This is a genomic window from Candidatus Poribacteria bacterium, assembly GCA_026702755.1.
Taxonomy (GTDB): Bacteria; Poribacteria; WGA-4E; order WGA-4E; family WGA-3G; genus WGA-3G.
In genome coordinates, this window is the sequence record JAPPBX010000038.1 from 25,373 (window position 1) to 40,149 (window position 14,777).

18 protein-coding genes are annotated in these 14,777 nt (G+C 48.4%); 14 read left to right on the forward strand and 4 right to left on the reverse strand.

The features are described from left to right. Positions 1-14 precede the first annotated feature (14 nt). Positions 15-989, forward strand: coding sequence for a zinc-binding alcohol dehydrogenase (locus tag OXH39_07410; protein MCY3550272.1), 975 nt, complete (start codon positions 15-17; stop codon positions 987-989). A gap of 109 nt (positions 990-1,098) precedes the next feature. On the opposite strand, the gene OXH39_07415 is transcribed toward OXH39_07410, so the two are convergent. After that, complete coding sequence (locus OXH39_07415) at positions 1,099-1,989, reverse strand: EamA family transporter (GenBank protein ID MCY3550273.1); 891 nt, start codon at positions 1,987-1,989, stop codon at positions 1,099-1,101. A gap of 173 nt (positions 1,990-2,162) precedes the next feature. Here OXH39_07415 and OXH39_07420 point away from each other — a divergent pair, with 173 nt between their 5' ends. The 13 genes from OXH39_07420 to OXH39_07480 all read left to right on the forward strand — a co-directional run bounded on the left by OXH39_07420 (position 2,163) and on the right by OXH39_07480 (position 13,940). Further along, positions 2,163-3,119 (forward strand): cyclase family protein, encoded by a 957-nt coding sequence (locus tag OXH39_07420; GenBank protein ID MCY3550274.1) that lies wholly within the window; start codon positions 2,163-2,165, stop codon positions 3,117-3,119. A 240-nt stretch (positions 3,120-3,359) separates the two neighbouring features. Beyond that, a complete protein-coding gene (locus OXH39_07425; protein ID MCY3550275.1) occupies positions 3,360-4,331 on the forward strand; it encodes a hypothetical protein in 972 nt (323 codons plus the stop codon). Between the two features lie 128 nt (positions 4,332-4,459). Further along, positions 4,460-5,059: a hypothetical protein gene (locus OXH39_07430; GenBank protein ID MCY3550276.1), complete on the forward strand. Its 600-nt coding sequence runs from the start codon at positions 4,460-4,462 to the stop codon at positions 5,057-5,059. A gap of 48 nt (positions 5,060-5,107) precedes the next feature. Then, positions 5,108-5,584, forward strand: coding sequence for a hypothetical protein (locus OXH39_07435; GenBank protein MCY3550277.1), 477 nt, complete (start codon positions 5,108-5,110; stop codon positions 5,582-5,584). Between the two features lie 4 nt (positions 5,585-5,588). After that, positions 5,589-6,485 carry a hypothetical protein gene (locus OXH39_07440; GenBank protein ID MCY3550278.1) on the forward strand — a complete coding sequence of 299 codons (897 nt, stop codon included), beginning with the start codon at positions 5,589-5,591 and terminating at the stop codon, positions 6,483-6,485. Beyond that, a complete protein-coding gene (locus OXH39_07445) occupies positions 6,409-7,062 on the forward strand; it encodes a class I SAM-dependent methyltransferase (GenBank protein ID MCY3550279.1) in 654 nt (217 codons plus the stop codon). The genes OXH39_07440 and OXH39_07445 overlap by 77 nt, the downstream gene beginning before the upstream one ends. A 244-nt stretch (positions 7,063-7,306) precedes the next feature. Then, a complete protein-coding gene (locus OXH39_07450) occupies positions 7,307-8,056 on the forward strand; it encodes a LamG domain-containing protein (GenBank protein MCY3550280.1) in 750 nt (249 codons plus the stop codon). Positions 8,057-8,100: 44 nt separating this feature from the next. Then, positions 8,101-8,691: a Uma2 family endonuclease gene (locus tag OXH39_07455; protein MCY3550281.1), complete on the forward strand. Its 591-nt coding sequence runs from the start codon at positions 8,101-8,103 to the stop codon at positions 8,689-8,691. Between the two features lie 136 nt (positions 8,692-8,827). Further along, positions 8,828-10,450 carry a 2,3-bisphosphoglycerate-independent phosphoglycerate mutase gene (gene gpmI, locus OXH39_07460; protein ID MCY3550282.1) on the forward strand — a complete coding sequence of 541 codons (1,623 nt, stop codon included), beginning with the start codon at positions 8,828-8,830 and terminating at the stop codon, positions 10,448-10,450. Between the two features lie 47 nt (positions 10,451-10,497). Next, positions 10,498-10,818 (forward strand): hypothetical protein, encoded by a 321-nt coding sequence (locus tag OXH39_07465; GenBank protein ID MCY3550283.1) that lies wholly within the window; start codon positions 10,498-10,500, stop codon positions 10,816-10,818. A 49-nt stretch (positions 10,819-10,867) separates the two neighbouring features. Beyond that, complete coding sequence (locus tag OXH39_07470) at positions 10,868-11,863, forward strand: ribose-phosphate pyrophosphokinase (protein MCY3550284.1); 996 nt, start codon at positions 10,868-10,870, stop codon at positions 11,861-11,863. Between the two features lie 58 nt (positions 11,864-11,921). Next, positions 11,922-13,022, forward strand: coding sequence for a glycosyltransferase family 4 protein (locus tag OXH39_07475; protein MCY3550285.1), 1,101 nt, complete (start codon positions 11,922-11,924; stop codon positions 13,020-13,022). Positions 13,023-13,082: 60 nt separating this feature from the next. Further along, positions 13,083-13,940, forward strand: coding sequence for a phytanoyl-CoA dioxygenase family protein (locus OXH39_07480; GenBank protein MCY3550286.1), 858 nt, complete (start codon positions 13,083-13,085; stop codon positions 13,938-13,940). Positions 13,941-14,047: 107 nt separating this feature from the next. Here the strand turns inward: OXH39_07480 and OXH39_07485 are convergent, their stop codons facing one another. The 3 genes from OXH39_07485 to OXH39_07495 form a co-directional block, all read right to left on the reverse strand. Then, positions 14,048-14,224: a cation transporter gene (locus OXH39_07485; GenBank protein MCY3550287.1), complete on the reverse strand. Its 177-nt coding sequence runs from the start codon at positions 14,222-14,224 to the stop codon at positions 14,048-14,050. A 3-nt stretch (positions 14,225-14,227) separates the two neighbouring features. Continuing rightward, complete coding sequence (locus OXH39_07490) at positions 14,228-14,365, reverse strand: hypothetical protein (GenBank protein ID MCY3550288.1); 138 nt, start codon at positions 14,363-14,365, stop codon at positions 14,228-14,230. Positions 14,366-14,473: 108 nt separating this feature from the next. Continuing rightward, positions 14,474-14,635, reverse strand: coding sequence for a hypothetical protein (locus tag OXH39_07495; GenBank protein ID MCY3550289.1), 162 nt, complete (start codon positions 14,633-14,635; stop codon positions 14,474-14,476). Between the last annotated feature and the right edge of the window lie 142 nt (positions 14,636-14,777).

Here is a 14,777-nt window from a genome sequence, read left to right on the forward strand (position 1 = left end):
TGAAGGAGAAAAAGATGCCAAGGGAATTAGTCGCGGTTGCCCCTCGGCAACCCGTCTTAAGAGAGTACGAAGATGGTCCCGTCCCCGCGGATAGCGTCCGCGTTCAAGTCGAATTCGGCGCGCCCAAACGTGGTACAGAACTGACAGCATACTACGGATACAACAGCGCAAATTTTCCGATGGGACTTGGAAATATGTGCGTCGGGAAAGTTATTGAAATCGGGGGAGAGGTCGAGGGGTTCGAGATTGGGGAGCGCATCACCAGTCACGGGCACCTCAAGGAGACGCACACATGGCGCGCTGCTGGTGTTCTCAAGATGCCCGACCAGATGACGTGGAAAGAGGCGGTTTGCTATGATCCATTACACTTCGCAATGTCCGCAATTCGTGATGGAAAGGTCCGCGTTGGTGAGCGGGTGGCTGTCTTTGGATTGGGTGCTATTGGGTTGATGACGGTGCAGATGGCGCGGATCGCTGGAGCTGACTTCGTCGCCGCTGTAGACCCGCTTGAAAGACGGCGGAAAGTTGCTGAAAAGACGGGGGCGGAGCTTGTCATCGACCCGACTGCCTCCAATACCGGCGAGGTGCTCAAAGAAGCGACCGGCGGGCTTGGCGTTGATGTGGCTGTGGAAACCAGTGCAGTGTACGAGGCACTTGATGATGCCCTTCGCAGCGTCACTTTTGAAGGAACAATCGTCTATGCTGGACGCGCGAAAGCGTGTACGGGTGGGCTTGACCTCGGTGCTGTCGCGCATGTCAACATTCCGAACATCATCTTTGCGCGTGCCAACAGTGATCCGAATCGCGATCATCCGCGCTGGGATTTTCGGCGTATTGTTGATACCTGCTGGAAATGGCTTGAAGAAGGGCGATTTGACTGTGAAGATGTTGTTGACCCAGTAGTGCCGTTTGAAGATTCAGTCGAGGCTTACATAGAGATGGACAATCACCCTGAACGGAGCGTCAAATTGGGGGTGTCCTTTGGGTAGTCCTTTGTCTGTTAGTCCCTACGTAAAATCGCTCCCATTGTTGATATGATCGGAAGATTGGAAGGATGGAAGCGGGAGTGGAAAGCACCGTCATCCGCCTTTCTTTAGACTATTGTTTTGTTATCAAAAAAATGCCCAATACCATTATTACTGCAGCGATCAAGCGGCGTTTTGTATAGGTCTCTTTCAAGGCGTACCCACCGAGCAGAACAACGAAAATGACAGAGCATTGCCGAACCGCAGTTACGTAGCTAACCTTTTCTGTCATCAAGACATAGAGGATGAGCGAATAGGAGGTTAAGGAGAGAACAACAACAGTGAGGGTTCGTTTCCATTCGGTTCGTCCAATCTCGATAATCTGCTGGTGTGGAAAGCGGGCGAGGCAGGACAACCCGTAAAAAACTTGCGATATACCGTTCTCCATTAGATAGTAGGTCACGGCTCGCCACAACGGGGCATCTGTCGAGTGGCGATGAAATTCAGACATCCCTTGTTTGTCTATCAGTGAGTATCCAATGACACTCGCCAAAGTCGCAAATGCCCAGACTGCATCAGGTTCTCGAAGGAAGCGAAGGAACGCCTTAAACTGGATACGTGCTTCGCGTTGTTGATAGAATAGTATGGAGACCATTACACATAAGATACCGATCAAGCCTTGGGCGGAGATTCGTTCCTTTAGGAAAAGGAAGGCGAAAAGTGGTAGAAAAGCTGGGGCAGCACGGCTGATTGGATAAACGAACGAAATTTCGCCAACGGTATAAGCGTGCGTCAGAAACAGACGGTAGAACAGATGAACCAGTGCGGAGGCGACAATATAGACCCATACCGGTTTCGGAATTATAGGGTGCTTGATACCAAAGGCAACGAACGCTATTACGATGGTGTAAAATCCACACCAAAAAAAGAGGATTCGAGTATCTCTGCTGGATTTGCTGTAGAAATTCCATAAGGCGTGGCAAAATGCTGACAGCAGAATTAAGGCAATTGAGGTAAGTGCCATAGGACCTTTCTTTATTTGTAGGTACACGGTTTGTATCTGTTTGTTGAATAACTGTCAGCAATCAGTAATCAGTTAGGAGGAGTTCGTTTAGTATTAATCCCTTGAAACTGACTGCTGAAAGGATTTTTGAAAAAATCCGCCCTGACTGCTGACGACTATTTCAGGAGGTAATTATGTTCAAAAAGTCGAAAAAATACCAGTCTTTTATTCTGTTTGGGCTTGTCTTTGGCATACTTGCCCTCACAGCAACGGTTACCCTTACGCAAGAATCGTGGTTTCCTTCCGAATGGGGTGCTGATGATCGGCGGGGTGCCGTCAATCGCCTAACGCCGGAGAAAGTATTAGAAGCCGCGAGTTTGATTAAAACGGGTGAAGTCTTTCAACTCGGCAGAGTCTATGAAAGTGGTATCCCTGTTTTCGGAACCCGACATTACAGCCTGCGGATTCCAGCGATGTCAGGTCCACTCGGTGAGAACAAAACGAACTGGTTCGAGGAGATCTTCAGCGGTGAGATCGGTCAGATCGGCACGCAGTTTGATGGACTCGGGCACATCGGCATCGGCGACCTCTACTACAACGGATTGGATCAGCACGATTTCGCCAAAGCCGAAGGACTCACAGAACTCGGTGTTGAGAACGTGGGCCCCATCGTGACACGCGGTGTGCTGATTGATGTCGCTGGCTATAAAGGCGTTGAACACCTCGGCGATAGTTACGAAATTACGCGCGCTGATCTGGAGGGTGCCCTGAAAAAGCAGGGTGTCGAGATTACCCCCGGCGATGTCGTTATCATCCACACCGGCTGGGGTAAATTCTGGATGACAGATAACGATCGCTACGGTGCCACGGAACCCGGCATTGGGTTGGAAGCGGGGCAATACCTCGTCGATCAGAAAATTGTGATGCTGTGTAGCGATAACTGGGGAATTGAGGTCGTCCCGAACCCTGATGAAACCCTTGCATTTCCTGTGCATCAGCTGTTTATTGTCAAACACGGCATTTACAACCTTGAAAACATTATTACAGAGGAGTTAGCGGCGGCGAAGGTTTATGAATTCGCTTTCAGTTTTGCCCCGCTGCGTCTCAAAGGGGCGACGGGTTCCCCCGGCAATCCGATCGCCATTCGATAGTTTCTTATAGTGGGACAGCAGTACTGCTGTCCCATAATCCCCTCTCTTTCCTATCTACATCTGCACAAATCCGTGCAGTTATCTCTCCGTTTGCCCCGTTTCGTGCAGTCTGTACACACGCCAAACCCACTAAATCCGGTATATCTCCTCTTCTTTCCCTTATTTTAGATTGGCACGGAAATTGCTATTATATTATTCGATAACATTAGCAATGAAAGTATAATTTAGGGGAGATTTTCCATGAAAGTACTACGTGTTTTCTTTTTCTGTTGTTTAAGTTTAGGCTTATTGTGTTCTGTTTCTGCGGAATCGCTCGCGGCTGAGAAAATTGTGTTTTCGTCCAATCGGAATGGCAACTCGGAAATTTATATAATGAATCCCGATGGCAGTCAACAGGTTAGATTGACCAATCACCGCGCATCCGATATCAATCCGGTTTTTTCGCCGACAGGGGAAGAGATCCTCTTTGTTTCCGATCGAAGTGGAGAGCGTGATCTCTATATTATGCGCGTTGATGGGCATGGTGAGCGACCCGTATTTCGAACGGACCCCGCATACAGAAGTTATGCCGCTTGGTCCCCGGATGGGAAAAAAATTGTTTATTCTCAACATGATTTTGCGGCTGACCTTGGAACCGTCTACACTGCTAAGGCGGATGGAACGTCGGTAAACAGCGTTGTTGAAAGTGAAAGTGCGGAAACCGGGGATCCTGTTTGGTCCCCGGATGGAACAGAAATCGCGTATGTTGTGCATGGAGAGATTAATTGGACGAGTCGCCAAATCCGATTTATCGATCTGAAAACCCGCAAAGAAGAGACACTCCTACCGGATGGCATTCCGCGAATGTGGCAACCGGCGTGGTCATCTGTTTCCAACAAGATCGCCTTTGTCTGGTATAAACCAGAACTTCGACAGCAGTCGATATTCATCGTCAACCGCGATGGAAGTGGACTTCAACACATTGTTGATGTAATTGTTGTCATGCGGACAAAAGCTCTTGCCTGGTCGCCCTCTGGTGATGAACTTGTCTATTCCCAGTCAGTTGGAAACGCATCTCATATCTTCAAAATCAATTTGGTGACGCATGGTGTCACACAACTTACGCATGAGGGAAGCAATTATGCGGGCGATTGGTTTGACCCATCCGCTTTACCCGTTTCCCCACAGCCACAGTTGCTCACAACCACATGGGGTAAGATCAAAACTGAATGATTATGTATGCCCAAACGGTATAATCTCCAAAGCCGACATAAAAAAGAATTACAACCCCACAAGTGAACTCAAATGGAAGTAGAGGTATTTAGGGCTATTCACTAATGAATGAGATGGAGGGAAGACCGATGTTGAGTAGAACCTATTTTTTCAGCGTATGTGTGGCAATAATCGGAGTGTGTCTACTCACGGTAGGTTGCGCACCACTTCCAAAACGAATAGCGGCTACACAACTATCCTGCGAGAAATATCCATTGCTCGTTGATGGCGATCTTGCCACAACCAGTTTCCTGAAAGTAAAAGGTTTTGTTGGAAAGGATAACGCTTCTTATAAGAACTGGCACCGATATGGCGACTGGGTGGAAGGTAAACATAGGATTGATGCCTTGATTCAACTTGACGCACTTACGAATGTCGCTTACATCAAGGTGCATCCAGTTTCAACCATCTATCGTCTCTCGGTAGAAACATCCACCGCAGAGACAGCGAATGAAAAATCACATCATTTTGAGCCAGTAACAAGTCATAAGATTGCCAGGTCCGAGAACGGCGAGGTGATACGTATTGACATCGACAGACCTGTGCGGATACTGCGAGTTTCTATCTATGTCAATCGCGATTTAGCACGCACTATACAAGAACCATTGACTCGGAAAACTAAATTGTCCTTTGAGGATGTTGTGATTCGAGAAATTCGGTTGTATCAGAGCCAGAACTTCACGAAGTAAATGATGAAACTACCGCCAATTTCCATCGCATCACAAGGAGATTTGAAAATGAACAAATTTACACTACTCGTATTCGTCGCGAGTATCTTACTCGTCGGGTGTACGGCATCGAAGCATTTGATGAATGCCCCCGAACCCTCGCCAGAGCAAGAAATACAGCGACAAGAAGTACAGCGAATTCTGGAGGTGTGGCAGGGAAGGCACATTTCAACAGCGATTCAAAAATGGGGAACACCTCATGGAATCAGCAACACCGACACAGGTTCAAAAATTTACATTTGGCAGACACCTTCGCTGACTTTTCTACAGCAAGCACATCGCGAAATCATTTCCAACAGACAGTCAGTTAACCTCGGACGGCGGGTAACACAGACACCCGATACAACAGTTAAAATGTATCAACTTATGTTTCATACAGACCCAAAGGGTGTAATTTACAAAATTTCGGCGAAAAGAGATTTGAACCCCAGTGCCGGTTCTCGAAGTTCTCATTTTTCTCAAGAGAAGCCGGGGGGCACAAAATAATACGATGAAACTACCCACAATTTCAATCGCATCACATCGCGTCACGCGGCTTATCATCGGTGGTAATCCGTATAGCGGCATTTCGCACCGTTCTGCAGCGGCATCGAAAGCCATGGAGGATTACTATACGGCATTCCAAGTTATGGCAGACCTCCGACAAGCGGAGGAGAACGGCATTAATACCGTCCTCGCTCGCGCCGACAGACATATCATGCGCACACTCAATGAATACTGGAACGCGGGTGGCACAATTCAGTGGATTGCGCAGACACCAAAAGATACAGAGTACGCCGATCTCAGCGAATACTTACAGATTATTGCGCGCTATAAACCGATTGCTATCTATCATCACGGTGGCACGACCGATAAGTTGTACGCAGAAGGACGGCTCGGTTCGTTGCATGAGAGCCTCAAACATATCCGCGATCTGGGTTGTACTGTCGGACTCGGCACGCACGATCCACAGGTCCTCAAGTACTGCTATGCTGAAGGATATGATGTTGACTTTTATGTCTGTGCGTTGTATAATCATACAAAGCATAGAGAACTCTATCTGCCGAATGATCGAGATGCAGCGTTCGCCGCTATAAAGGCAATACCAGTGCCGATAATCGCCATAAAGGTATTAGCCGCTGGTAGAAGCGAGCCGCGAGAAGCGTTTCAACTCGCCCTTGAAAATATCAAACCGACTGATGCGATGGCGGTTGGAATGTACACCCAATTCCAATCGGATCAGATATACCAGAATGCGACCACTGTTGCAAAATTATTATCTGAATCAGGATTAGAGGATTCAAGAAATATCACCGGAGAAACAAAACAGAATGAACAGGATTACGGAACCGGAAGTGATGGATACGGTGGAAGCCGCCGAAGCCTACGATGCGATGGAGCACGGTGAGGTTGACCGGGCTTTCGTAGACCGTGTTGTCGCACTCGGCGCAAACACGGGACATTTTCTCGATGTCGGCACCGGTCCCGCACAGATTCCTATCCTACTCGCGCAACGTTGTCCCGATCTCCACATCACCGCGATTGACCTGTCCGCGGAGATGCTGAAGATAGCGGAACGCCACGTCGCAGATGCCGGTCTCACCGATCGGATAACCCTCGAACTCGTCGATGCCAAAACCCTACCCTACCCCGACAACACCTTTGACGGACTTATCTCCAACAGCATTGTACATCACATCCACGATGCGCTAAAGGCACTCCAAGAGATGGGCAGAGTTGCTCGTCCTAAGGGGACTGTGCTTATCCGTGACCTCATCCGTCCTGAAACACCCGCAGACGCACAAGCCTTTGTTGACAAGTATGCCGCAGATGACACCCCATATCAACAGAAGTTATACTACGATTCTTTCCTCGCCGCGTTCACCATTGCCGAAGTCAATGAGATGCTAACACAGATGGACATGCCGGGTGCCGTTGTCGTCCAGAGCACTGATCGGCATTGGTCGATTGAGTGTCCTGGGTGATTGTCTGGACCAGGATTTACAAGATAAGATGCAATTTTAAGAGAAAATCTTTTCTCTTATCCGTGAAGTCTGTGTAATCCGTGATAATCAGTGATTCAGACGATCAACACCTTTCGTGCGCCAACTAAATTTTCCCACTGAGTCTTAATTTTTTCTACACTTTCTTTTCAAAAATATGTTATGATATTGGCAAACCCTCAAGATACAGAATCTAAAATTTCGCGCTTACATAGGAGAAATCGCAATGCCCAAAGTTATCTTTGTGTTGTCACTCTGTTCACTCCTCATTATTGCCGGTCTTAGTATCGCTAATGTCGCAGAAGATGGGCTCGTCGCTTACTGGCCCTTTGATGAAGGCGAGGGTAAAGAAGCCGTAGATGTCACTGGCAATGGACATGATGGAGAATTTAACGGAAATCCCAAGTGGATTGATGGAAAGTTCGGTCCCGGACTCGAATTTGACGGTGAGGAGGACCATGTCGTCGTCGCGGATGATCCCGCCTTCGCCATTGAGGAAAATATTACGCTCATGGCGTGGTTCAGCCCAAATGATGTACTCACCAGACGACGCTTGATGGTCAAAAACAACTCCATTTTCGTTATTTTCGACTTCGGCAACGTAGATAGTATTGATTTCCTCGTCAAACCGAACAACACTTTTGCTGAATCAACAACAACCGATTGGAAAATCGGTGAGTGGTATCACTTCGCTGGAACATTCGATGGAAAAACAATGAAGGTTTACATAAACGGCAAACTTGAAGGCGACGCTGCCAACAACGTGCCGATCGCACCTTCCGCATTAGAACTCTGGATCGGTGGTGACGATTTCGGCAGACCAACAGATTTTTTCCCCGGTAAAATTGATGAAGTGCGCCTCTATGAGAAGACCTTGAGCGAAGCCGACATCCAAAAAGTTATGGAAACGCCGCAAGATGTAGAAGCGCGTGGAAAACTCACAGCAACGTGGGGAAAATTGAAAGCAGGGTTTTAAAAGATGTCTGCTCTTCAAACAGTTTGGTAGGAGAACAGAGTCTCATGGAGGCAATTATGTCAACGCTTACAGCACAAACCTATCTAACACCCCAGGAGTATCTCGCTTGGGAACGCAAGCAGCCCTTTAAGAACGAATACCACAACGGACAGATCATCGCGATGTCTGGGGCAAACCGCTGGCACAATTGTATCACAGTGGATATAGCTGTCCAACTTAGTAACCAATTGATGGGAAAAGAGTGTGAAGTCTACATCAGCCAGATGCGCGTGCGTACCAGTCCGGAGATCTCCTACTTCTATCCGGATGTTATCGTTGTTTGTGGTGAACCGCGTTTTGAGGATGACACCTTTGACACACTTCTCAATCCGATTGTTGTTATAGAAGTGCTGTCACCCTCAACCGCAGCATTTGATCGTGGTGAAAAATTTGAGCACTATAAGCAGCTCACGTCCTTGCAAGAATACATCCTTATTTCACAAAACAGCGTGCGCGTTGAACACTACTGTCGTCAAGATAAACAATGGATCCACAACACATTTCAGCGTCTTGAAGATATATTGTCACTCGCTTCTATTGAATGTGAAGTACCCTTACGTGCCATCTACAGACGTGTCATGCCCGATGCATCATAAAAATTGTCAGTTCGCTTCGCTTTCAGTTAGGAGGGTCTCTGTAGCGGCTACGGCAAACGGGACTGCCACGAGAGGTTTCTTAACTGATAACTGATAACTGACAACCGATAACTATATGCGATAAGAAGGAATTTGCATGACAACCCAACAGAAACGCCCCGTCGTTCTTATCATTCGGGACGGCTGGGGCAATAATCCGTATCCTGAGTTTCAACAATCAAATGCCGTTCATCTCGCGAAAACACCCGTAGATGATTGGCTACGACAGAACTATCCAAACGTCCTAATCCATACCTCCGGCGAAGATGTCGGTTTACCCGCTGGAGTCATCGGCAACAGCGAAGTCGGACATCAAAACATCGGCGCAGGACGCATCGTGAACCAAGAACTCCTCCGCATCAGTAATATGATCCGCTCTGGCGAGTTTGCTCAGAATGCAGTGCTTTTGGACGCGATTGCCCATGTCAAAAAGCACGGAACACATCTCCATCTCATGGGGTTAGCAAGCGACGCTGGGGTTCATAGTTCGCTTGAACACCTCTATGGCCTCCTCATACTTGCGAAAACGAATGGACTCAAACCTAACCAAGTTTTAATTCACAATTTCAGCGATGGACGTGATTGTCAACCCGACCTCGGTATCCAATTTTGCGAGCAGATTGAAGCGAAGTTGAAAGAGATTGGCATCGGGCAGATAGCCTCCGTTATCGGTCGCTACTATGCGATGGATCGAGATGACCGGTGGGAACGCGTTGAGGTGGCATATCGCCTTTTAACCGAAGGGTGCGACAACCGCGTCGCTGCTGCTATAGATGCCTATCGTGACTATTATGAGAACCCTGATGACACCAATCGTAAGGGCGACGAATTCGTCCGTCCAAGTGTGGTTATCGGAGCCGACGGTGAACCACTCCCTCGCATCACTGACGGAGATGTCGTTGTGTTTTATAACTTTCGAGGTGATAGACCTCGGGAACTCACCAAAGCCTTTTGCCTTGATGAATTTCCGTTTCAGGGAGAGGGGAAAGACGGTGTCGTTCGACAGATGGGTTTTAAACGGAATTGCAAACCTGACGTTAAATTTGTTACGATGACCGAGTATGAGCGAGGAATGCCCGTTGAAGCGGCTGTCAAGAAACCTCCCAAGATGCAGAATACGCTCGGTGCTTATGTTAGCGAGGTGGGGCTAACGCAGTTCCGATGTGCAGAGACTGAGAAATTTCCGCACGTTACCTTCTTTTTTAATGACTATCGCGATGAACCCTACAAAGGCGAAGATCGGCAAATCATCGCCTCTCCACGTGACGTAACGACCTACGACCAGAAGCCAGAGATGTCCGCACCCGGTGTGACCGCAGAGATGCTACGTCGGATCGGCTCCGACAAATATGACCTGATGGTACTCAACTATGCCAACGGTGACATGGTGGGACATACAGGTTCCCTTCCAGCTGCTATTAAAGCAGTTGAGGCGGTTGACGTGGGTGTCGGGAAGATTGTTGATGCTGTGCTTAGAAAGGACGGCGCGCTCATTGTCACTGCTGACCACGGCAATTGTGAACAGATGATTGATCCAGACACCGGCGGTATCCATACCGCACATACAACGTACGACGTAGACCTCATCGTTGTTGATAACCAACGCAGGGAGCAACAACTTCGTGAAGGTGGTCGGCTTGCTGACATCGCACCGACAGTGCTCCACCTCCTCGGTTTGGCGCAACCCTCTGAGATGACCGGTGAATCGTTAGTTCCATAGTAGCGTTTGTTAAAAGACATTCACAAATTGTAAGGGGTATCCCAAAAATGAATGACCAACAACTGCAACCTACCTCAGCGGATGCCCAGTTAAGGGCAGAGCAAGATGCGGAATCCGATGCCAAGAAGATTAGCTGGTTCTTCATCGGTTTCTTCGGCAATATAGTCGGTGCCCTTATGGCATCTATTTATGAGCCAGCACCACCTGCCTCGCGGCTGCTTGAGAAATCTCCTGAATATGTGGCTGCGTATACAGATAGTTACAAAGCAAAGAGTCGAAGGATTCAACTACGTCAGTCCATAATTGGTCTTATTATTCCTTTTATCTTTATGATTTTGTGGATGATCTTTCTGGGAATTTTCATATAGAATGCCTACAGCCTGGCAAAAGGCATAAGATTTTAAAGGAGATTTTGGCATGTCCCCACTCATTGACCAGCACGTTAACAACGATTTCAGGCTATTCGCTGGCAGCGCGAACCCGGCGTTGGCAAAAGAGATCGCTGCGATTTTAGGTGTTGAACTCGGTAAAATTACAATCGAGCCGTTTCCCAACCTTGAGACTCGCGTTCAGATTGAGGAAAGTATCCGAGGCACGGATATTTATGTTGTGCAGCCAACGAGTCAACCTGCCAACGAAAATCTGATGGAGCTGCTCATCACGATTGATGCCATGAAACGCGCATCAGCCCGACAGATTACCGCGATTATTCCATACTTTGGATACTCTCGCCAAGATCACAAAACCACCGGGCGCGAACCGATCAGTGCAAAACTCGTCGCGAATCTCTTGACAACCGCTGGGGCAAGTCGCGTCATGGCTATTGATCTACACGTGCCACAGATACAAGGTTTCTTCGATATTCCTATGGATCACTTGACCGCCCTAACGACCTTGACAAATTACTTCCGCGAGAAGCAGGTTGAAAATGGTGTAATTGTTGCCCCTGATGCAGGTCGTGCCAAATTAGCAGAAAAATATGCGGATATTCTTGGACTTCCGTTAGCCATCATGCACAAGCGGCGAACCGGTGTTGATGGACAGGGCGTTAAGTTCGTCGAGCTTGTTGGAGACGTTGAAGGCAAAACCCCAATTATCACTGACGATGAAATACAAACAGGGGGGACGATTCGCCAACAAGCCATAGCCTTGGCAGAGGCGGGGGCAGAACCTGCTTATGTGTGTATCGCACACCCTATATTGGTTGGTCCAGCGTTGGAACGGCTCAGTCATCCAGCAATTCGCGAAGTGGTCACCACCAATACGATCCCCGTTCCTGCTGAAAAGCAGCTGGACGGGAAAGTTAAAGTGCTTTCTATCGCGCCGCTCCTTTCTCAAGCCATATTGAGGGTACATCAGCACCGGTCGGTGAGTCAGGTCTTCCGGGATCAGCAGCTTGATTTCCCTGTCTAATTTGTGGATCACGCAACTCGCCGCTGAGAACTAACTCACATGATGGGCGGGCGAACAGATGGACAAAAAACCGATACTTTACCTGAGTCATTGCGGTTCGAGCATCGGCGGGGGTGAAAAGCAGCTTGCGTATCTCGTTGCAAATATTGACCGAGCGCGCTATCGTCCCCTCGTCGTTTGTCCTGACGATGGTGTTTTTGTGGAACACTTGAGGCGTGTTGATATTCCGACAGTGGTTCTTGAGCTTCCGCCGTGGCGGAAAGCGCGATCGTTGATAACGAGGTACAGTGCCGCTGGAAAATTAGTCGCACTTGCGAAAACACACAGCGTGCACCTTGTCCATACCTCTGATTCTTGGTTGAATCCGTATCTATGGTTTCTCAAAAAGCGGTTGAAAGTACCTGTTGTTTCACACGTGCGAAACCTCCTTACATCGGATCAGGTATGGAAATACAGGTTCGATCGGATAGACAGGACTATCGCTATCTCGGAGCAGAGCAAGGACCCGCTGATTCAAGCTGGGATTGATGCGCGAAAGGTTGATGTCATATACAATTGTGTTGATTTGTCCGTTTTTCAACCCGCGTATCGACCCGCACATCCGGGGGAATATGTTGTCGGTATCGTGGGTAGAATTGAACCCTTCAAACGCCAGAAGGAATTTGTTGAGATAGCCGCGAAGGTCACTGCGCAATGCAAAAAGGTGAGGTTTCGGGTCATCGGTGCCGCATTGGATATGCCGGAGCATCGCATTTATGAGCAGGAAGTCCGCCAGTTGGTGGCAAAATATGGATTACAAGCGTTTATTCACTTCGCTGGGCACCGCACGGATATGCCTACCGCGATGCAGGAACTTGACCTCCTCGTAACCCTTTCAGCAGGGAGCGTCATTGCCGAGGCGATGGCGACTGGTAAGCCTGTCATCGGGACACCTATCGGTAGCACGGCTGAGATGATTGTTCACGGGGTAACGGGATATGTTGTGCCCTTAGACTCGATAGAGGGAATCGCGGATAAAATTATTGAACTCGCCGAAGATCCGATCCAAAGCGTACGTATGGGACAAGCCGGAAGAAAACATGCCGAGGAAACGTTTGACATTGAAATGCATGTTCAAAAGGTACAGGATATTTATAAGAAATTGTTAACTATAGGTTGAAATTTTTAAGGGATTGAAGTATAATAATGGCAGCATCATTTCGTTAGGAGGAGAGGAACAATGCTCACGCAAGAACAGTGTGATTTTTACGAGGAGAACGGTTACATCGGTGTTGAGGCGGTGCTAACAGCGGAAGAGGTCGCCGATCTTCAACGCGTCACCGATGAATTTGTTGAGAAATCGAGAGAGGTTACCGAACATACCGACATCTTTGATTTGGAGCCAGGGCATACTCCCGCGAATCCGCGCGTGCGTCGTATCAAGAGTCCAGCACTCTATCATACCGTCTACGATCAGACCTTACGGCATCCGAAGATTCTGGATATAGTAGAGCAGCTTATTGGATCCGGTGTTCGGTATAATGGGCATAAATTGAATATGAAGTATCCGGAGTTCGGAAGTCCGGTTGAATGGCATCAGGATTGGGCGTTCTATCCGCATACCAACGATGATCTGCTTGCAGTCGGTGTCGTGATTGACGATATGACTGTGGAAAACGGGGCATTGATGATAATTCCGGGTTCCCATAGGGGACCGACCTTAGATCATCACCAGGATGGTGCTTTTATCGGTGCGGTTACTGACCCTGATTTCACACCAGAGGGTGCGGTGCCTGTAGAATTGAAGGCAGGTGGGATCACGCTCCATCATGTCCGTGCGCTACACGGTTCTGCTCCGAATACTTCTGACAGATCGCGTCGCTTACTTCTCTTCCAGTATTGCGCGGTAGATGCGTGGCCTCTGAAGGGTATACCGGATTGGGATGCCTTCAACGACCTTATCATTCGTGGGGAACCGACGAATCAACCCCGTATGGTGGTTGCTCCGGTGCGTATGCCGGAACCATACGCGGAGTTGAAAGGTTCAATCTACGAAGTGCAGTCTCTGCTTGACAATCCGCTCTATGCCAAGGCGTAGTAGGGTTAAAATAGAAAGTGCGAGGCACGAAGACCTCGCACTAACACACAGATTTGGTTCTTGTGAAAAAAGAAAAGGCGAGTCAATCTTGCCTTACCGACTAAGGTTTACTCAGCTGTTTTCGCGGTAAAACCTGCACCTTCAACAGCCTTTACGAGCGTGTCCGTTTCGACCTTGCCCTTCTCAACCTTCACAACGGCTTTATTCTCAGCCATAGAAACACTGACAACCTCAGAGACACCCGTAACCTTTTTGAGTGCTTCCTGCACCTTACCGGTACACATACTTCACGTCATTCCAGTCACGGTCAGCGTCACTTCTTCAATAGTTGCTTCAGCGGTTTGCTGTTGGTTGTCTGCACACGCGGCCACGAATAAGAGTGCGGCGAGGCAGATAAATACAATTCCGGCGTTTAACTGACGCATAGGTCTATCCCTCTTATTTGTAGAGCGATTTCCTGTCGCTCCTCTTCAACTTTATCTATAAACAGGAAAGGTGGGTAAAGCCCACCCTTCCGGTTAAGCGGTTAAGCTTTATTCAGCGACTTTGGCGTCGAAACCTGTATCTGTAATGACCTTGGCGACTTTGTCAGCTGAAACTTTACTCTTCTCGATCTTTACAACGGCTGTATTGCTCTCATCAGAGACGCTTACCACTTCAGTCACACCGGGAGTGTTCTTGAGTGCTTCCTGCACTTTGCTGGTACACGCGCCTCACGTCATGCCCGTGACATCGAACGTTACTTCTTGGATCTTTTCACCGAAAAGTCCACAACCGACCATGAAGACAAAGACAACGAGAAAGATCAGCGATAATCTTGCGATATGCATGGGTTAA